This window comes from Caldanaerobacter subterraneus subsp. tengcongensis MB4, assembly GCF_000007085.1.
GTDB lineage: Bacteria > Bacillota > Thermoanaerobacteria > Thermoanaerobacterales > Thermoanaerobacteraceae > Thermoanaerobacter > Thermoanaerobacter subterraneus.
The window spans coordinates 229,077-248,814 of record NC_003869.1 but is presented as its reverse complement, the minus strand read 5'-3'; the positions used below and the strand labels follow the sequence as shown (position 1 = coordinate 248,814).

At 36.3% G+C, this 19,738-nt stretch carries 16 protein-coding genes and 2 pseudogenes; 1 reads left to right on the top strand and 17 read right to left on the bottom strand.

Going from position 1 to position 19,738, the window contains the following annotated elements:
* Nucleotides 1–4: 4 nt before the first annotated feature.
* The 4 genes from TTE_RS01170 to TTE_RS01155 all read right to left on the bottom strand — a co-directional run bounded on the left by TTE_RS01170 (nt 5) and on the right by TTE_RS01155 (nt 4,796).
* On the bottom strand, nt 5–247 hold the full coding sequence (locus tag TTE_RS01170; protein WP_041587084.1) for a FeoA family protein: 243 nt from the start codon (nt 245–247) through the stop codon (nt 5–7).
* Between the two features lie 88 nt (nt 248–335).
* Complete coding sequence (locus tag TTE_RS01165; protein WP_050724065.1) at nt 336–2,081, bottom strand: glycoside hydrolase family 3 protein; 1,746 nt, start codon at nt 2,079–2,081, stop codon at nt 336–338.
* A 14-nt stretch (nt 2,082–2,095) separates the two neighbouring features.
* Nucleotides 2,096–3,157: a glycosyl hydrolase family 18 protein gene (locus TTE_RS01160; RefSeq protein WP_009609615.1), complete on the bottom strand. Its 1,062-nt coding sequence runs from the start codon at nt 3,155–3,157 to the stop codon at nt 2,096–2,098.
* Between the two features lie 355 nt (nt 3,158–3,512).
* Nucleotides 3,513–4,796 carry an IS110 family transposase gene (locus TTE_RS01155; RefSeq protein ID WP_009609587.1) on the bottom strand — a complete coding sequence of 428 codons (1,284 nt, stop codon included), beginning with the start codon at nt 4,794–4,796 and terminating at the stop codon, nt 3,513–3,515.
* A 434-nt stretch (nt 4,797–5,230) separates the two neighbouring features.
* Here TTE_RS01155 and TTE_RS01150 point away from each other — a divergent pair.
* Nucleotides 5,231–6,464 (top strand): annotated as a pseudogene (locus TTE_RS01150) (IS110 family transposase).
* Between the two features lie 97 nt (nt 6,465–6,561).
* Here the strand turns inward: TTE_RS01150 and TTE_RS01145 are convergent.
* The 13 genes and pseudogenes from TTE_RS01145 to TTE_RS01085 all read right to left on the bottom strand — a co-directional run bounded on the left by TTE_RS01145 (nt 6,562) and on the right by TTE_RS01085 (nt 19,738).
* Nucleotides 6,562–6,921, bottom strand: a complete 360-nt coding sequence (locus TTE_RS01145) for a serine hydrolase (protein WP_011024716.1) — start codon at nt 6,919–6,921, stop codon at nt 6,562–6,564.
* Nucleotides 6,922–7,443: 522 nt separating this feature from the next.
* On the bottom strand, nt 7,444–8,727 hold the full coding sequence (locus tag TTE_RS01140; RefSeq protein ID WP_011024715.1) for an IS110 family transposase: 1,284 nt from the start codon (nt 8,725–8,727) through the stop codon (nt 7,444–7,446).
* A 115-nt stretch (nt 8,728–8,842) separates the two neighbouring features.
* Complete coding sequence (locus tag TTE_RS01135) at nt 8,843–9,535, bottom strand: serine hydrolase (RefSeq protein WP_009609609.1); 693 nt, start codon at nt 9,533–9,535, stop codon at nt 8,843–8,845.
* Nucleotides 9,536–9,565: 30 nt separating this feature from the next.
* Nucleotides 9,566–9,775 carry a hypothetical protein gene (locus TTE_RS01130; protein ID WP_041587083.1) on the bottom strand — a complete coding sequence of 70 codons (210 nt, stop codon included), beginning with the start codon at nt 9,773–9,775 and terminating at the stop codon, nt 9,566–9,568.
* Entirely contained in the window at nt 9,756–10,910 is a 1,155-nt protein-coding gene (gene nagA / locus TTE_RS01125; RefSeq protein WP_193328915.1) for an N-acetylglucosamine-6-phosphate deacetylase, read from the bottom strand. Before nagA ends, TTE_RS01130 begins: the two co-directional genes overlap by 20 nt.
* A 117-nt stretch (nt 10,911–11,027) precedes the next feature.
* Nucleotides 11,028–12,884: an ABC transporter substrate-binding protein gene (locus tag TTE_RS01120; protein ID WP_041587082.1), complete on the bottom strand. Its 1,857-nt coding sequence runs from the start codon at nt 12,882–12,884 to the stop codon at nt 11,028–11,030.
* A gap of 93 nt (nt 12,885–12,977) precedes the next feature.
* Entirely contained in the window at nt 12,978–13,163 is a 186-nt protein-coding gene (locus TTE_RS01115) for a hypothetical protein (RefSeq protein WP_157794993.1), read from the bottom strand.
* A gap of 18 nt (nt 13,164–13,181) precedes the next feature.
* Complete coding sequence (locus TTE_RS01110; RefSeq protein WP_011024710.1) at nt 13,182–14,180, bottom strand: ABC transporter ATP-binding protein; 999 nt, start codon at nt 14,178–14,180, stop codon at nt 13,182–13,184.
* A 13-nt stretch (nt 14,181–14,193) separates the two neighbouring features.
* Nucleotides 14,194–15,228, bottom strand: a complete 1,035-nt coding sequence (locus tag TTE_RS01105; protein ID WP_011024709.1) for an ABC transporter ATP-binding protein — start codon at nt 15,226–15,228, stop codon at nt 14,194–14,196.
* 1 nt (nt 15,229) lies between these two features.
* Nucleotides 15,230–16,096 carry an ABC transporter permease gene (locus tag TTE_RS01100; RefSeq protein ID WP_009609607.1) on the bottom strand — a complete coding sequence of 289 codons (867 nt, stop codon included), beginning with the start codon at nt 16,094–16,096 and terminating at the stop codon, nt 15,230–15,232.
* A gap of 36 nt (nt 16,097–16,132) precedes the next feature.
* Nucleotides 16,133–17,152: an ABC transporter permease gene (locus TTE_RS01095; RefSeq protein ID WP_009609632.1), complete on the bottom strand. Its 1,020-nt coding sequence runs from the start codon at nt 17,150–17,152 to the stop codon at nt 16,133–16,135.
* 173 nt (nt 17,153–17,325) lie between these two features.
* Nucleotides 17,326–18,735, bottom strand: a complete 1,410-nt coding sequence (locus TTE_RS01090; protein WP_009609627.1) for an FAD-binding oxidoreductase — start codon at nt 18,733–18,735, stop codon at nt 17,326–17,328.
* Nucleotides 18,736–19,738 (bottom strand): annotated as a pseudogene (locus TTE_RS01085) (electron transfer flavoprotein subunit alpha/FixB family protein).

The window sequence follows — 19,738 nt, the reverse complement described above, 5'->3', positions numbered from 1 at the left end:
TTATCTACGCAATTTTTACATATATTTTAGAAGCAAGACCATAACCTATAACCAAATGAGAATTTCTAACTTCCAGTTCTACAGGCCCTCTTAAAGGCCCTCTCCTTATTAGCCTTACTCTTGTTCCTGGCACAAGCCCCATATCGCTCAACCTCTGAGCAGCCATTCGTCCTGCATCTATGAACACAATTTCTCCCTCTTCATTTTCCCTTAATTCTAGAAGGTTTATAACTTCGTTTTCTACCATCATATGCATCCTCCAAAAGTGAAAATCATTATCAATATCCTAATATAATTGTAACATTTGTTTTGGAAGTAGTCAACAGAAGACTTCACTAATAACTCAATCCATACCCAATTGGATACAACCCAGGAATTTCTACAGGTAATTTCCCTGTAGGATTTACAGCACCAAATAATACATCTACCATGGCCTTAATACTACATGGATTCCAACCGTATTGAACTAAATAGACTTTCACCTGAGGATAATACATGATATCATAGGGATTTCTTACTGCTATTCCAATTACCTTATCTCCTCCATAATTTACTATCTTCTCAGCTAAACTGTTTGGAGACATAATATTATTTGTCATAAGAATCACTATGTCAGAGCCGTCTATTGCTTTTTTTAGATCTGAAGTTAAACTTCCAGAACCCCTTAGGGTTCCGTTATTTATCACTAAAAATGCGTTATTTCCTGGGTGATATTTTTTTAGCTCATTTACAAAACCATTGACCAGGTCCTTAGTACCGCCAATTATCAAGATTTTCTTGTTTAATGTCTCTTTGCCTAAAGGTAGCAAATTACCACTATTTCTTAATAAAGTTATAGACCTCTCAGCCACCTCTTTTTCTACTAACAAGTTTTTTTCATTTCCAACTATAGCTCTTGCCTGCTGAATCATATTTTCCAAATCTATATCTTTTGTTTCCATTAATCCTAACTTATATTTAAGTTTCAAAATTCTCCTTACCGAATCGTCAATCCTCTTCTCTGATATTATGCCCTTTTTCGTCTCTAAGACTAATTCATTGAAAGCGCCATTTAAATCTACAGGCATGAGAATTATATCCGCTCCAGCTTTGACAGCTCTAACTACAGCATCTACTGGCCCAAAATTATCAGAAATTGCCTTCATATTCATTGCATCTGTTATAATTACGCCTTCGTAACCCCAGGTCTTTCTTACAAGATCAGTTAAAATCTTGTGAGAAAGAGTAGCAGGAATAGTGATTTCCTTTTGAACACCTTCTGAAGTTTTTGCTATAACTTTAGTATCATCTAATGCAGGAAAACTCAAATGCGCTGTCATTAAAGCATCTGTCCCTGCCTGAATTGCTTCCTCAAAAGGTTTCAACTCTATTTTTTCTAAAGTCTCTCTATTTTTATTGACAGTCCCCAATCCTAAATGAGAATCTACATCAACATCTCCATGTCCAGGAAAATGTTTTACACAGGACGCAATTTTATTTTCCTGAAGTCCTTTCATAAAAGCAACACCTAGTTTAGCCACCACGTCTGGATTACCACCAAACGACCTTATACCTATAACAGGATTGTATGGGTTTACATTAACATCCATGACAGGCGCTAAATCCCAATTAATCCCCACAGCCTTTAATTCACTTCCAATAACTTTCCCAACTTTATAAGCCAAATCTTCAGAAAAGGTCGCACCTAAAGCCATATTGCCTGGAAATTTTGTCCCTTGTGAAAGGCGATAAACTAACCCACCTTCTTGATCAGTACTTATAAATAACGGAATTTGGAGTGACAAACTCTGTATGTCATTTGTTAACTTCACAATTTGTTCGATACTTTGTATATTTTCCGAAAATAATATTACACCACCCAAATGGTAATCCTTAATCATTTTCTCTAACTGGGGAGTCGCTTTTGTACCGTCTATTGCAGGCATAAGCATTTGTCCTATTTTTTCTTCCACAGTCATATTTTTTATCAATTCATCTATTGGATCTTTTTCAGAATGATTCCGTTTGTCTGCAGGATGTAAATATAAAAAAAGAAATAACAGAGTTATCAATACTAGAAAAACAATTATTACTTTTCTCATACTATTCCTCCTGCTTACAGAACATCCCATATTCTTTCATCCTCGTGTCCCAACCGCCAAAAAGCAATTCCTAATAATTCGTATTCTCTAACTAGTGAAATCTTTTTCTTAAGGCTTTCTAAATCGTCATAATAAACAATTGTCATTTTCCCATCCTCTAATTCCCATACGCCCCAAGGAGAATTCTCTTCAGGATTAATTCCAGATTTTATAAAATACCTAGATTTTTCTTTTATTTCTCTATAATCATAAGCTTTGCCTAATTCAAAACCGGCTTCAAAAGCTGTCTTCATAGGTTCTCTGCTCATAGGGTTTCTGGGTTCCCAATCTTCTACTCTCATTTTATCTATTGAAGTCCAGCCCCTCCCATAAAAAGGTAACCCTAAGACTACTTTATTCTTATCCACAATTTTTAAAGTATAATCAAGAACATCTCTAATCCACCATAAAGGCCCAACTGGTCCCGGTTCTGACCCCATTGCATGATAGTCATAACCCATTAATATAAATTGGTCCACCAATTTCCCTAAGCCTTCATAATCATATGAATCCGCCCATGACAGCATTTTCTTAATTTCCTCAAAATTTCCTGACATATTTTCTTTTAAATCATCAATAGATTTTGGAGGAGCTGTTTGGCATACCACATCCACTGAAACTTCTTTCCCTAAACGATGTAATTCTTCTGAAACTTTTCCTACAAACTCTGTATATTCATACCTCCATAAACCAAAAACTCCCTCAAAATCTAGATTTACTCCATCCACCTGATATTTCTCTGCAAATTTTACTAGTTGCTCTGCTGCCTTCTCTTGCATTTTTTTATTTCCAAGAATGGAACCAGCAACTCCTTCATCGAACCTTTCATTTACCACCAAAGGCACAACTTTTACTTTCTTCTCTTTCGCTATTTCTAAAAAACGGTGTATTTCCTCTTCTGTTACTGTTAAATGTAAGTCCGCATTAGAATCAAATCTAAGCCAAGTAGGGCTTACATGAGTTAACTTCTGTCCATATTTGACAAAAGAATTTATACTCTCTTTAACTTCTGGGACTACCCATCCCAATTTAAACATACTAAGTCCCCCTATCTCAATATTTTGTAATTAGCTCAATCAAGCTTGAAAAATCTCATTTTTTCACTAAATTTGAGCTCTTTTTACCTTTTTCAAATAAAGCCTTTTTAAAACAACACAACACCTCCCTTAGGCAACTTATTTCACGGTTGCCTTTTATTAGCATATTTTTATGTTTTTTTACTTAGCCCTCGGCTACCCTATCATGTCTCTCAGGGTCATGCCCTTAATTACATTCCTTCCTCCTGCCTTTGAGGGCTTTTGGGGAGCTTCTTACTCGTATTCAGGGTCTTGCCCTTATGGGGGGTACTACAGCTTCCCCAACCTTATTTGCTCTAAATTGATTTGTTGCCCCCTAGGCTACTAATTCCTTTATTTGCTTCATACGATATTCTCCAAGTACTTTTTGTGAATCGTATTTTTCTTTCTTCTTAGCAAGCGTAAACATAACTCTTATGAGTTTTATTGAAATCGCAATTAATGCTTGTTTCTTCTCTAAAGGATTTTCTCGCCTTCTTAAAAAGTAGTTGTAAAGTGCTTTAAATTCTTTGTTTTTGGCTACTAATGTCAGGCTTGCTTTGTATAGAAGATTTCTTAACTCAGGACGCCCTCTCTTTGATATCTTGGTCTTCCCCCTGTGTTTCCCTGATTGGTTATCCGTTATGTTTAATCCCCCAAGTTTCTGGATTTGTTTATAGTGTGTGTATTTCCCTATGTCCCCTACTTCTGCTAAAAATCCTGCTACTGTTATTACTCCTATGCCTGGAATGCTTAACAGATATTCTGCTATGTCTATTTTTTTGAGCAGTTCTTCCATGGCTTTTTCTATGGTTTCTAATTGTGTTTTTAAAAATTCTAATTCATCAAGGTAAATGTTTAAACGTATTTGTGCCCCTTTTATCCCTTCTTTTACACCTATTGACTTTTTTGCTGCTTCAATGAGCTTTTCTGCCCTTTTCATGCCTACCCTGTTATTAGTGGCTTTCTTTAGCTGTTCTGCTATTTCTTCTTTGCTCAGTTTAAGTATTATGCTGGGAAATGGACAGTTCCTCAATATCCATAAGGCTGCTTTCCCCCACAAATTCTTGAATACTTCTTCAAATTCAGGAAAGTATTCGTCTAATATTGCAATAATTTTATTCTTTACACTGTTTAGTTTCTTTATTAACTGCTTTCTTGCAACTGAAAGGTTTCTTAAATCTGCATATGTGTTTTGAGGTAAAAGACAGTTTAGAAATTTCCCTTCTTTTATTAGTCTTGCAATTATTAACGCGTCCTTTCTATCGTTTTTTGATGGACTGTTGTCCTCCTCTTCTTTCCTTTGTTTTACGTGATATGGGTTTACTATCACTACTGTATATCCTTTTTCTTTTAAAAACCATGCAAGTGGCTTCCAATAATGACCGCTTGGTTCGAAACCTATTAATATTTTTGTTGCTTTCGATTTTTCTTTGGCTTCAAGTATTTTGGATACTAGACGTTCATATCCATCTATGCTATTATTAAATTTGAAGGGTTTTATTACTTCAAGTCCTATGTGATTTATTATTCTTGCATAATGGGTCTTTTTAGCTACATCGACCCCGACAAAAATTATATCAGAACTGTGGACTAAAAGTAGTTTTTGTACTTTGTTCATGTGTATCACCCTCCTGGTTATTGTTTTTCCTTTTCACTTTCTTTTTTACCAGGAGGGTTTTATTTTTGCAAAGGCTATTTTAATTTATTACAGGAATGCTCGTATAATATGATTTGGAAATTATCAAGAAGTTTTTTTACTTCTTGATAATTGAGCGTGCCTTTGCGAAAATTAATTTAGGTTGGTCTGGGGTCACTCTTAACACCCCCTGTAGCTTTTCAAATACAGCCTACTCAAGTAAGAGTGAGACCCCTGCGGTGCAGTACTAGTTTCTCACTCGTGAGCTGAGCCAGCAGGCATTCCGGCCCCTAGATTCAGCAGGCTAGGGGTGCACCCCCGGTTGCCCTGTCAAGCTCTTATCGCCCGCGAGGCTGTTAGGTACCGCACCCGCAGGGCACGCCCCTAATCCTGGCCAACCAAAGGAGGGATATCTGGTGGCTCAGGTTATCTTTGCAGGCATCGATGTCAGTGCCTCTAAGCTGGATCTCGTATGCATCGATGAAAATGGTAATCAACTTTCTCCTGCTAGGTCTTTCTCCAATAATGCTGAGGGCGCAAATGCGCTGGTGGATACTTTAGTTTCACTAGCAACTAAATCCAATGTCTCGCAACTTAATCTTGGATTAGAAGCTACTTCTATCTTCAGTATTCCACTTAGAGATTTCCTTTTGGATGCACCTCAGTTAAAGCCTTATTCGGTCCAGGTGTATGAAATTAATCCTTCTCTTGTATCCGGGTTTAAAAAAGCTTTCGGCTCAAGACTCCCTAAAACTGATGCCTTAGATGCCTATATAATTGCTGAGAGGCTTCGCTTTGGACATCTTACTCCATACAGCCATGAAGTTTCTGTTACTGCACCTTTGCGTCAGCTTACAAGGCTTAGATTACATCTTGTCGAACTCCTTGTTGATGAGAAAAATCGAGCTTTGAATTTGCTCTTTTTGAAATTCTCTAATTACAAACAGGATAATCCCTTTACCAACGTCTTTGGCAGAGCGTCCATTGAAGTCCTGAAAGAATTTACCCCTGATGAAATAGCTCAGATATCCATAGAAGAACTTGCAGAGTTTATTCAGTCTCACGGAAAAAACAGATTCACTAATCCTGAAGAAATCGCTACTGCTCTAAAGCAAGCCGCAAACCGTGCTTACCGCCTAAACTCTAAAATGGAACAGGCCTGTGCAAAGCTTTTCTTTAACTCTTCAAAACATTGAGCATCTCAAAAGGCAGATTAAAAGCCTTGATAAGGTTATTTCCAGAGAGCTTAAAGCTATCCCTCAAACACTTACTACAGTTAAGGGTTTAGGCGATGTGTCGGCTGCAGGAATAATCGCTGAAATAGGCGATATTAAGCGTTTTAAAAACGAAGCTTCTCTTGCTCAGTATGCTGGCCTCACCTGGACCCGTTATCAGTCGGGCGACTTTGACGCTGAAGAGCGTCGTTTGACAAAGAGCGGGAACAAATACCTCCGCTATTACTTGGTCATGGCCGCAAACTCGTTGCGGGTGCACAACGAGGAATACAAGGCCTATTATCAGACCAAGTATCAGGAGGTTCAAAAGCACCAGCATAAGAGAGCGCTGGTATTGACTGCCCGCAAACTTGTTAGGCTGGTCTTTGCACTGCTGAGCAAAGGCCAAATCTACAAAGGGGCGGTGAAGAGTTAATTTTGTCTTTTAAAACCTATTAATTGCTACTTTTGAAGCCAATTTTTACCATATTAATTGGCTAAGGGTATTATTGTCTTTTTTTGCTTTGATAATTTTATTTTCCAATTTTAAGGTATTGACATATTACCGTGAGTCTTTTTAACGATTCATAGACTACGTTAGAAATCTCTCTAGAAAGGTTGAAAGTACTAAAATACTCTCCTTTCTCATTGAGTCCATTATTCTGTCTATTTGTAAGCACAATAATTTGTAAATTATATTCAGGATCAAAAATTACCTGTGTACCCGTAAAACCACTGTGCCCGTACGTTCTCGATGAGGTGAAATCTCCCATGTAATCTTTCCTAGCAATTTCCCATCCATAACCATATTTATACGCATTCCAGGAGGAAGGGGCTGATTTGGGCGAAGTAAATTCTTCTATTACTTCTTTACTATACAATTTAATTCCCAAATATTCACCTCCCTCTATTATCTTTTATTTTCTCTTAATATCTTAGTTTTTCTTTAATTTTCTCATCACAACAAGAGCATCTCATGGCTTATATTACCATTTCTTACTTATCTAACCATTAAATGGGTAAGCTTAATAAACCTCATATCCTATTTCCATATTATGGCGGGATAGCTCCACTTATCTCATGGGGTTTACCCTCCCATGTCTCACTGGATCTTAGTCCTTAATTCCTTCGTTCTACCTGCCATGAGGTGGATGTCATTTCTGCTCCATTGCAGGGGTCTTTGCCCGTATGGTGATTATTTTTATGACAATTCCCGCTCTTGTTGTCAATATCCCATCTCTTGATTGGTTGTTTTTGTCTTATTCCTTCTTTTACCTTTTATGTCACATCGTTCACACTTTCGCTTTTCATAAAAATCAATTTCTTCTTAAGGGTCAGCTCTTTAGATGTGACTAAGTTAAAGCTGAAGAGAAGATGATTAACCCTTAATTGATTTGATAGTATGTTGGCACTTTTTATGCAGCTTCCTGTAAGCCTGGCCTCTTTATGTCCTTCATCATCTTGATTGGGTCATATTTTACTCCTTTCTTTAATATGACATAAAATATCCTTATCAGTTTGTTGCACAATACTATTAGTGATTGCTTCTTTTTTAGCGGGTTTTGCGCTCTGGTGGTGTAATATTTGTGTAGTTCACGAAATTCTTCGTTTTTTGCGACCAAGGCCATTACTGCATTAAATAGCACACTCCTCAATCGCTTCCTCCCTCTTTTACTTATTGTCGTTTCTCCTTTATGCTTACCAGAGCTATTTTCTATTAGGTTTAATCCCCTTAGTTTTTGTATCTGTTTTGGATGTTCATATTTTTCAATATCTCCTACTTCTGCAATAAAATCTGCTACTGTGTTTACTCCTATCCCTTTGATTTCTAGTAGTTCTTTAACCCCTGGTATCTCAACTATTAATTCTTCCATCTTCTTCTCTATTTCTTCAATTTGTTTTTTTAAAAATTCGTATTGTTCAATGAGAGTCTTTATCTCGTATTCCGCCATCTTTATGCCCTGCTTCTTCCCTATGCTCTCCTTAGCAGTTTCTATCAGCTTTATAGCCCTTTTTTCTCCTACCCCTCTTTGTACTTCTTTCTTCCATATCGATATTATTTCTTCAGCACTCTTTTTTGCTATCTTCTCAGGCGTTGGAAATTCTCTTAATGTGATAAGTGCTGCTTTCCCTTCCCAGTCTGAAAATACGGTGTTAAACTCTGGAAAGTATATGTCCAACCATCTTGTTATTTGATTTTTTGTCATCCCTATTTGTTTGTTCAACCTCTCTTTTATGTCCATCGCTACCCTTAATTCCGCATATACTCCTTCAGGTATTATCGGCTCTACATATCTCCCGTCTTTTACTAGCATTGCTATTGTTTTTGGGTCTTTCTTATCGCTTTTTGTGGGAGAATTGTCATCTAATTCTTTGCTCATCTTTACATGAAATGGATTAACCAATACTACCTTTATGTTATTGTCTTTAAGGTATTGGGCAAAACACAGCCAATATTGCCCTGTCGGTTCTATCCCTACTATTAGTTTGTTTTTCTTATGTCTCTCCATCAAGTCTTTTGCCCAGTTAAGAAATTTTGTCATACCTTCTCTATTGTTTTCAAATCTCAGGTATTTCCCATATTCTACTCCTCTGTAGTCAAATGCTCTGGCATAATGGCTTTCTTTTGCTATGTCTACTCCCGCAATTAATGTGTCTCCCGTTACTTGCAAAATCTTTTCATTTTGTTTATACTTCATTTTAGGTACCTCCTGTTTATTTTGATAATTCGAGGTAAGTTCTTAAACTTACACTCTGTATTTTATCAGGAGGTACTTATTTTTTCAAAGTCCATTCTCCCTTATTTTTTATTCATTACAGGAATGCTCCATTTAACATTAACTGCCCCAATACAGCCAAATCACTCACAGTAGAAAATAACCCCGCATGTCCTGCAATACCTTCATTCGCATAAAAACAGTTGCCGTCATTAGCTTCACCAATCAAAGTATAATTTCTCCATTTGTTCCATTCATTTATATTTTCTTCCACTTGGTATACATTTTTTTCCTTAATCATTTTATACTCATAAGGATTACCCCATGAAGTAGCTGCAACTTTATCCCTAGGATTTTCTAGATATTTAAAGGGATTAAAAAGTGTATTTTTCATCCCTAACGGCAAATAAATTTCTTCTCTAAGGTAAACGTCCAACCTTTTCCCAGTGATAATCTCTATTACATACCCCAAGACCATAAATCCTATATCACTGTATTTCCTATTAGTACCCGGTTTGTATTCTAAGTGGAGTGCACATATATACTTTAAAGAATCTTTAGAATTCGAAGCGTGATAGTAAATTGGTTTCCAAGCAGGTAATCCAGAAGTATGAGTCAGTAAATCAGAAATTGTTATGTCTTCTTTCCCATTCTGCCCAAACTCAGGAATAAATTCTACTACCTTATCTGCCACTTTCAGCCTATTTTCATAAACCAGTTTCATTATAGCTTGAGTAGTACCCATAACTTTAGTAACAGAAGCTAAATCAAATATCGTATCAACTTTCATTGGAAGAGGATTGACAATTCTTTACCCATATCATATTTTTGCCGCCATCCATATGCTTTTTCTTTGACTATAACTCCATCCTTGGCAACCAAAACAACTGCCCCAGGAGTAATACCATCTTTCAATAGCTTTAAGAACAATTTTATCTATCTTGCCTAATATCTCCTTTGACATTTCTACTTCATAGGGAGTTCCTTTTTTAAGATAGTAGTTCTCTCCTTCATTCTTTTGAATATACAATTTTCCCACCTACAATTGTCATATATACACTAAGATCGCTATCTAATACTACTATATCCGCATCTTTTCCAACTGCAATACTCCCTTTTTTGTCATAAATCCCTATCGCTTTGGAAGCATTAGTAGACACCATTTTAACAGCATCAAAAAGGGAAATACCTAAATTTGTCATATTTTGCAAAGCCTTATCTAATGTCAGGGTACTTCCCGCCAAAGTCCCATTTTTAAGTCTCGCTTCTCCATTTTTTACGTACACTTTTTGTCCCCCAAGGCTATACTCTCCATCCCCTAGCCCACAAGCAGCCATAGCATCGGAAATTAAAATAATTTTATCCACACCCTTTATTTTCACAAGCAATTTAACTGCTGCAGGGTGAGAGTGTATGAAATCACATATAAGCTCTCCATATATTCTGTCATCTAAAAATACTTCTCCCAACGCTCCTGGCTCTCTGTGGTGGAAACCCTTCATGCCATTATACGTGTGTACAGCAATTGTTGCTCCATAATCTACTCCTCTTTTCATCTCTTCATAAGAAGCACTGGTATGCCCTAAAGAGACTTTAACTCCTTTTTTTATCACATGTTTTATAAAGTCCCCTGATGGATCTTTTTCCGGAGCCAAAATAATAACTTTTATATTACCTCCTGCTACTTCATAAAATTGATCAAACAATTCCTTATCCGGATCTAAAACGTATTTTTCATCTTGAGCTCCTTTATGCTCTTTACTTATGAAAGGACCTTCTACATACGCTCCTAGGACCTCTGCACCTTCTACCCCTTTTTTCATTGTTTCTTTTACATTCTCTAAAGCCCTTAAAATATCAGGAATATCCATTGTCATAGTAGTTGGGCAAAAACTTGTAACTCCATGTTTAGCTAAATGCACAGAAATATTGTTTAACGCTTCATAAGTTGCATCCATGGTATCATAACCTACACCGCCATGTATATGTATATCAATGAATCCCGGTACTATTTTTTTACCTTTTAAATCAATCACTTCTGCATTTATTTCCGAAATGTTTCTGCCTAATTTAGAAATTTTGCCCTCTTCAATTAACAAATCACCATTATAGAGTATCTCCTCTTCTTTATATATCTCTGCATTCTTTAAAATAAGCTTTTTCACTTTTAATATCCTCCCCATATAAATTTTAAATTTCTTACAAAAATTATATCACGAAAAAGAAAAAGAGAAAGTTAAAGGTAGACAATTTAAACTTGCCTACCTTTAACTTTTTAAATTTTATTTATTATCTACACCTCTCAATGTTCCATTCATAATAAGTGGTACAAGGAAGGAGTCTGCAGAACCATTTTTGTAAATCGGATCTCCTTCTGGCGGCCATCCTGTCACATTTACTCCATCGAGTACAGGAGCATTAGAATATCTTTCAAATAATGGAATTATTGGTAGTAACTCATTAAAAGCTAGAGCTAATTTCTTTGCAATTTGTTTCTGATATTCCATATCTCCCTTTCCTACCTCTGTAATCAATTCGTCAAAATCAATTTTTTCACCTTTGTATTCCTGAACAAGCGGGAAGTTCTGTCCAGGCATTTCTTTATTACCTTTAGCCCCTCCGTTATAGTTTAAAAGAGCTGCCATGTATGCAAATTGTGGATGCGGAGTACTTGAACCCCAAGGCAAAAAGCCCATCTGGAAATTACCTTTGTTCATCTCTGTTGTATACTGGCTCCATACTACTCCTCTTATAGAGGTTTTAATTCCAAAATTGTTTAACTGTTGAGCCACATTATCAGCAGCTGCACTCCAATCCAAGAAATCTGAAGGTACCATTAATTCAAACTCTAGCTTCTTTCCTTTGTCATCATACCACTGCCCATCTTTCTTTTGGAACCCTATTGATTTTAAGATTTCTTCTGCTTTTGCAGGATTGTATTCATATTGATTTAACTTATTTATTGTATCTTTATCTAGCCATATATCTAATAAATTATCTGACATACCAGACATATACTTAACTGCAACACCTGACTTTGCTAAAGCAACAGTGCCTGCTTCTTGCCTGTTTATAGCATATGCTAAAGCTTGCCTAAATTCTACCCTGTTGAAAGGATAGATATTATTATTGAAGAAAATTGCAGGACCTGTGTAATAGGGGAATCTAATAATACGTAATCCCATTTGAATAAATTGTTGTTCTGTTGCTGGCGGAAATGCATGGGTTACAAAATCAAGCTTTTTATCTAAAACCAAAGGTGTTGCTTGAGCTGTTTCACCATTATAAATAACGATCTTATCTATCTTCACTTTATCGGCAACCCAAGAATCTGGTCTTTTTACTAAAGTCAACTGGGCTTCTGTAATATTCTGTGTATCCATCTTAAATGGTCCAGAAGCTACATAATCAGTAGGACGGAAAGTATCAAATTCATCTAATAGAGCTTTGAGTTTGTCATTAAATTCTTTGTATTCTGCTGTTTCTTTAAATTTATTCAATTCCTCTCCTTTTAATTCGTTTAACTTCTTTACTGTATCTTTATAGGTGGTATATAAATCTTCAAATTTCTTAGCCCAATCTCCATAAACTGACCTTGGTTGAGGCATTATCCTTAAAATATAATACTCTACAACTGGGCTTATGGAATTCAGTTTAAATTTGATAGTATAATCGTCTATTCTTTCAAATGAATCAATATATCTCCATACCATATAACCCTTTGCACGAGCTATCCACAAATAAGTAATTAAATCGTCTACATTAAACGTAGTACCGTCTGACCACTTTACCCCTTGACGAAGCTTAACTGTGAGGGTAGAATTATCTTTGTCTAAAGTCCAATCGGTAGCAAGATATTTATCCCAGGAACCATCACTCCAGTAGTAGAAAGCAAGTGGACTAGTCATTAAAGCAGTGTAAGGGCTTCCTGGCATTGTAAGTGCACCTGTAACAAAAACATTAAAGTGAGACTTTGGAGGCACATCATATGCCCATGCGCCATGTAATACAACTTCCTTCTTTGTTTCTTCTTTTGATGGAGTACTCTGCGCAGGCTGAGTTTGTTTTCCAGAACAACCCGCAAACATAACTGAGAGAACCATAATCAAAGCAATCAATATGGCCCAGTATCTTTTCATACATTTTTACCCCCATCTTCGAATTTTTTAAATTTTTAAGTACAATTTTCTAAAAGGTACTTTGCTTTTTTGCCCCTCACCCCCTTTAAAAGTTTAATCACTTTTTTCATCTTTTCTTTTGTAAATCACATAGAGTATTAATGCAATTATGAAAAAAACTAATCCTATAATTAGGCTAAAAAGAGTAATATAATATTCAGGTGTATCTTTCTCTTCAAAAATAATTAAAATAGCAGCAACCAAGACTATCCATATACTTATTTGAAACCATCTCTTCATAAATTCTCCAATCATTCTCTACTCACCCAGCATTTTCTCTCTGGCATCTTTTGTAAAACATGCAACATAATGGTTAAGCCCATCTGCTTCTAATTTAGGAAGTTCTTTATCACATTTGCCTTCCACAAACACAGGACAACGAGGATGAAAATGACACCCTTCTGGCAGATTATCTAATCTCGGAATATCGTCACTTCTCAATTTTATTCTTTTTTTGGAACGAGTAACTACAGGATCTGGTTCCGGAACAGCTGAAAGCAAAGTAATCGTATATGGATGTTTCGGATTTTCTATAATATCATCTGTAAGCCCATATTCCACAATTCTTCCAGTGTACATCACGCCCAATTTGCCATCTCCACCGAAAAGTCTTGCCAAAGCTAAATCGTGAGTAATGAAAAGAAAACCTACTTTAAACTCTCTTCTTATCCTTTTTAAGGTATTTATTATGCTTGCCTTAATTGAAGCATCCACCATTGAAACGGGTTCGTCTGCTACTATGAATTTCGGATTGACAGTTAATGCCCTTGCTATCGCGACTCTTTGTCTCTGTCCTCCTGAAAGTTGGTGTGGATACTTATAAATGAAATCTTCAGGAGGAGTTAAATCCACAACTTCCAATAATTCCAATACCCTCTTTTTTGCATCATTTTCATCTTTCGCAAGTTTATAATAAATCAATGGAGTAGATAATGTTTGATATACACTCCTTACAGGATTCAAAGAAGCAAAAGGGTCTTGATGAATCATTTGTATGGCTCTTCTTATTTCTTTTGTTTCCTTGCCTTTCAATTGGCTTAAAAGTTTACCATTATACCTTATCTCTCCTTCTGTGGGTTCTATTAAGCCAGCTATAATTTTTCCTAAAGTAGTTTTACCACTCCCAGATTCTCCTACAAGGCACAAAATTTCATCATCTTTAAATTTTAAGCTTATATCGTTTATAACTTTCACCACTCTATTTCTTTTCCGGTAAAATTTTTTTATATTGTTAAGTTCAATTACCAATTCTTCCACTTTTAATCCCTCTCTATTTTTGGATAGTTGAAAGCCAATCACTTTGTCTTATTTTAGATAAAGTATCTTTGCTTGCATGATGACATGCTACGAAATGCCCTTCCTGCCCGTCTACAAAGGTCAATGTAGGTGGTGTATTTAAGCATACACTACTCCTTAAAGGACACCTTTCATAAAATGGACATCCTTTGAATATCTCTGATAAATTAGGAGGTGACCCTGGGATAGAAGTTATTTCTGTGCTTTTGCCTCTCAATTTAGGAGTAGAAGTAATTAATCCTGCAGTATAGGGATGGTACGGAGTGCCAAATATATTATACACATCTCCAACTTCTACTATTTTCCCTGCATACATCACTGCAACCCTATCTGCTAGTTCAGCAGCTAAACTAAGGTCATGCGTTATAAATATCAGCGTGAAATTAAACTCCTTTTTGAGTTCCTTTAATAACTCTATTATATTCCTTTGTGTCAATATATCCAAAGCAGTCGTAGGTTCATCAAGTATTACAACTTCTGGATTTAAGAACAACCCCAATGAAAGAAGTACTCTTTGCCTCATCCCTCCAGATAATTCATGGGGAAATGAGTTTAATACTCTTTCACTGTCTAAGTGTACTCTTTCTAACAAATAACGTGCTTTCTTTAAAACTTCCGTTTTATTTTTCCACCCATGTGAGTAAGCTGTATCTATGAAATGGTCTTTTATGCGCATCACTGGGTTGAAAGCATTAAGTGCTCCTTGCGCCATCATAACTATTTTTGACCAGCGAATTTTTTGTAATTCACTCTGTGAAAGTTCAAGAATATTTATTTCTCTTGAACCATCTACGAATCTTATTCGCCCACTAGTTATCCTGCTGTTTACAGGAAGTAGTCTTATAAAAGCTACGCCCAATGTTGATTTCCCACAACCACTTTCTCCAACCAGCGCAATAGATTCTCCTCTGTATATTTCGAGCGAAACATGCTGGAGTGCATAAATTTTTTTGGTAGGTCCTAAATATTCAACACTCAAATCCTCTACTATAATGTGTTTTGTTGCCATATTATCCTCCTCTTCTTAACCTGGGGTTAAATAGTTCTTCCATTGATCGAGTCATAGTGATAAGAGACAACTGCAGTAACACTATAATGGTTATTGGAACTAACAAGTACCATTGGGCTTTCGGATTGAACAACGCCCCCTGGTTCCATGCCAGTGTAATCATTACACCCCAGTTATGCTGTTCCATAGGAACTACTCCCAAGAAAATTAACCCTACTTGTGCGTATATAGCTCCTGTCATACTTAAAATAAATTGTACAGAGATATAACTTAACATATTAGGAAGAATTTCCTTGAAAATTATATGGCTAGTAGGCAAACCTAAAACTCTCGCCGCCTCTACATAATCCCTTTCTTTTAAGGATAAAACCTGTGCTCTTATGGCTCTCATTAATCCTCCCCAGCCAATAGCAGCCAATATTACAGCTAATCCTGTGGCAGATTTAAATTTGATAAGTGAAGCTAAAACTAACAATAATGGAAAATGAGGAATAGTTATTATTATCTCTGCTAAACCATTTAACAATGTATCCACAATCCCACCCACCACCGCCGCCAAAGCACCAAAAGTCGCCGCAATTAGCACAGTTAAAAGCGCTGCCATTAAAGCTACATATATTACCTCTCTACCTCCATGAAGAACCTGCATCAGTATGTCTCTTCCTTGGTAATCTGTACCTAGTGGATGAGCCAGGGTAGGACCCGTGTAAATACTATTAAGATCTGTTTTCATATTAAGAGGCATCAAATAAGGTCCTATAAAAGCAAGCAGTATAAAAAACAGAGTACCTATAAAACCTACAAAGCCCACCTTATTCCTCATCATAATTTTTAAAGATTCTTTTAAGCTAGCTAATATATTTTTCATTACTACCTTTCCTCTCCCGATAATTTATTTATTAATTCAGCTTCTGGAAGTACGTATTCTAGGATCTAACACTCCTAGCAAAATATCTGCTAAGAAATTCGCAAATACAACCGAAGCAGTAATTATTAGAAATATTGCTTGCATTACAGGATAATCTCGCGTAACTATAGCATCGCTAAGTTTGAGCCCTATGCCTTGATACACAAAAATACTTTCAATTAAAGGCGAACCACCTACTACAAATCCAATAGAAATTGCTAAAGATACAAATAATGGCAAGATAGCATTTCGTCCTACATAGTTTATCATTATATTAGCTTGCTTTATTCCTCTCGCTTTTGCAACTTCTACATAATCTTCCCCTAAAGTTGAAATTGTACTTGATTTCATAACTAACATCCACGAGCCTATGGTTGTAAGTACATACACTATTATCGGAAGCATAGCATGGTAAAAAGCATCTTTCAAAAAATAGAGTGAAAATTCAGGTCTTACACCTGGCGATAAGGAACCTCTTATCTCAGCGATATTAAACCATTTCAATTTTACTCCAAAGTAAACTACTATTAACATAGCTATAACGTAATTCGGTATAGCTGAAATAATAGAAGCAAAGAAAGAGAGAATTTGATCTAACCAACTATTCCTGTAAATTGCCATTAAAACCCCTAGAAGTACACCGCCAACAAAACTTATAAATAGCGACACAGTAACTACAAACAACGTCCAAGGTAAAAAGCGCAATATTATTTTACTTACTGGAGTATTTGTAGAAATAATTGATACTCCAAAATCCCCTCTTGCTAAATTTTTTAAATAATCCACGTATTGCACTAACAAAGGTTTACTTAAGTCTATGTGAAATAGCGAAGCTGCTCTTTCTTGCGCCTCTTGTAAAGGAACTCCCTGAGATAACTGAGTTGCTATAAAAATATCTAAAGGATTCCCCGGCATAAGGCGTATCAAGAAAAACGTAAAAGTAGCTACCACAAAAATTGTAACTAATGCTCTTAAAAATCTTATGAAAAAGTAATTTGTTAAGATTTTTTTCATCATTTATCATCACCTATTCCATTATTAAAAGTTTACATAAAGTTTATCTTTTTTAAAGAAAATACTTGTCTTTCAATGTAAATTTTTGTATACCTCCCTTCTTTTATATTGTGGCTATTTGAATATACAAATCCCCTCTAATTATACCATATTTATTTAGTTTTGTCAATATAGTTTTATATTATCTTCCCAGGATTAAGTATAAGATCTGGATCTAAAGCCTTTTTTATAGCTCTCATCATCTCTATATGCGCTGGTTCCAATACTAATGGAAGATATTTTTTTCTCTTATGCCCTATACCGTGTTCACCGCTTATTACACCGCCCAACTCCTTTACTACAACATACATTTCTTCAAGAAGTTTCTCGAGCTTTTCATGCCACTCTTCCATAGAAAGTTCTGGCGGCTTTATGGGAGTTGCGTGGATATTTCCATCTCCTGCATGCCCATAACACGGAATAGGTACTCTGTATTTGTTTGAAATTTCCCTTATTTTTTTGAGAAAAGTAGGAATTTCAGATATAGGAACTACAACATCCTCTAGACTTTGATGAGGACTAAACTGTTTCCAAGCTTCCGCAATATTCCGCCTTATTCTCCATATTCTCTCTGAAGTTGTGGCATTATCAGCAACATACACCTCTATTGCGCCATTTTCCATGCACAAGTTTCCTATAATTTCATACTGCTCTTCTAATTCTGTCTTATTGTTTCCGTCAAGTTCTATTAAAAGCATTGCTCCTGCTTCTTCAAAGGGTATCTTTTCATTGAGATATTTACATGCTGCCTTAAATGATAAGTCATCCATAAATTCTATTGAGGTAGGAATTATTCTGCCAAATGTCATGATCTTAGGCACTACTTTAATAGCAGTATCCATATCATGAAACAGCACCAGTAGATCTACCTTTGCTTGAGGGAGTGGCATAAGTTTAAGGTATATCTTTGTAAATATTCCAAGTGTACCTTCAGAACCTACCATAAGGTGGATAAGGTCATATCCTGTAACATCTTTCATCACCTTCCCTCCAAGGTGAACAATATCCCCTGTTGGAGTTACCACTTCTAAACCTATTACATATCTTCCAGTGACTCCGTATTTTACAGCCCTTCCACCTCCAGCATTTTCTGCAACATTTCCACCTATATAGCAGGTTTCTACACTCATAGGATATCCTGCATAAAATAGGCCATATTCTTTAACAGCATTATTAATCTCATTCGTCACAACTCCAGGTTCAACAACTACTACTAGATTTTCTTTATCTATTTCAAGAATTCTATTCATCCTTTCAACAGATAACACAATCCCACCGTATACAGGTACTGCTCCACCAGAAAGGCCACTACCAGCACCTCTAGGCGTAATAGGGATTTTGTATTTGTTTGCTAGCTTCATTATTCGTGCTATTTCTTCTGCCGACGAAGGTTTTACAACAGCTTCCGGCATATGGGCGTAATGTTTTTCTGCTACTTCATCATGGGAATAAGCTTCTAATGCATCAGGGTCGTCGTATATAACGTTATTAGTGCCAACTATCTTTTTAAGCTCTTCTACAATTTCATTTGTCAGCTTATTATACACTTACCTCGCCTCTTTCTTGTATTCCTTTATCTTTTCTATAAGCAATGGAACTACCTGATGTAGGTCTCCTACTATGCCTAGATCAGCAATTTTAAATATTGGCGCATCTGGATCTTTATTTATAGCTATAATATTTTCTGAACTTTGCATACCTGCTATGTGCTGTATAGCCCCTGAAATGCCTACAGCTATATACAGTTCTGGTGAAACTGTTTTTCCACTTAAACCCACTTGATGGGGATAAGGTTTCCACCCCCTATCTACAACATCTCTAGTAGCTCCAACTGCCCCTCCTAAAATTTTCGCCAGCTCTTCTACTAGTTTGAAGTTCTCAGCTCTTCCTACCCCCCCTCCCCCCTGAAACTATTACTTTGGCCTCTTGTAGATTTATTTGTTCTGATTCGTTTTTTACAAACCTCAAAAACTTAGTTGAAGAAGAAAAAACTTCGTCATTAAATTTTTTATATACAACCTCTCCTTTTCTCCCTTCATCGTATGGTGCCGGCTTTATTGAATGAGGTCTTACTGTAGCCATTTGAGGCTTAGTAAAAGGGGTTTTTATAGTTGCGAGAATATTCCCTCCTATCGCGGGTCTTGTCTGTAAAAGTAGCCTAGTCCCTTCTTCTATATCTAGAAAAGTGCAATCTGCTGTAAGCCCTGTTTTTCTTTTAACTGCTACATAAGGCATTAACGTCTTCCCAGTAGTAGTTGCAGCTGCTATAAATATATCTGGACTGTACTCATCAAGGAGATATAGAATAACCCGGGAGTATACTTCTACAATAAAGTTTTCGAGCCTTGGGTCTTCTACTACGTATACTTTGTCTGCTCCTCTTTTTATAAGTTCGTCTATATCCTTTTCTTTAATGCCGTACCCCAATAAAATAGAGGCAAGTGAACTACCTAATTTATCAGCAAGAATTCTTCCTCTAGCCAAAAGTTCAAAAGATACTTCTTTCAATTCGCCGTATCTAAACTCTGCTAGTGTCCAAACATCGCCCAC

Excerpts from the sequence above, each read along its gene's own strand:
- TTE_RS01170 (WP_041587084.1), bottom strand. The coding sequence starts at position 247 with ATGGTAGAAAACGAAGTTATAAACCTTCTAGAATTAAGGGAAAATGAA.
- TTE_RS01165 (WP_050724065.1), bottom strand. The coding sequence starts at position 2,081 with ATGAGAAAAGTAATAATTGTTTTTCTAGTATTGATAACTCTGTTATTT.
- TTE_RS01160 (WP_009609615.1), bottom strand. The coding sequence starts at position 3,157 with ATGTTTAAATTGGGATGGGTAGTCCCAGAAGTTAAAGAGAGTATAAAT.
- TTE_RS01155 (WP_009609587.1), bottom strand. The coding sequence starts at position 4,796 with ATGAACAAAGTACAAAAACTACTTTTAGTCCACAGTTCTGATATAATT.
- TTE_RS01140 (WP_011024715.1), bottom strand. The coding sequence starts at position 8,727 with ATGAAGTATAAACAAAATGAAAAGATTTTGCAAGTAACGGGAGACACA.
- TTE_RS01135 (WP_009609609.1), bottom strand. The coding sequence starts at position 9,535 with ATGAAAGTTGATACGATATTTGATTTAGCTTCTGTTACTAAAGTTATG.
- TTE_RS01120 (WP_041587082.1), bottom strand. The coding sequence starts at position 12,884 with ATGAAAAGATACTGGGCCATATTGATTGCTTTGATTATGGTTCTCTCA.
- TTE_RS01115 (WP_157794993.1), bottom strand. The coding sequence starts at position 13,163 with ATGAAGAGATGGTTTCAAATAAGTATATGGATAGTCTTGGTTGCTGCT.
- TTE_RS01105 (WP_011024709.1), bottom strand. The coding sequence starts at position 15,228 with ATGGCAACAAAACACATTATAGTAGAGGATTTGAGTGTTGAATATTTA.
- TTE_RS01100 (WP_009609607.1), bottom strand. The coding sequence starts at position 16,096 with ATGAAAAATATATTAGCTAGCTTAAAAGAATCTTTAAAAATTATGATG.
- TTE_RS01095 (WP_009609632.1), bottom strand. The coding sequence starts at position 17,152 with ATGATGAAAAAAATCTTAACAAATTACTTTTTCATAAGATTTTTAAGA.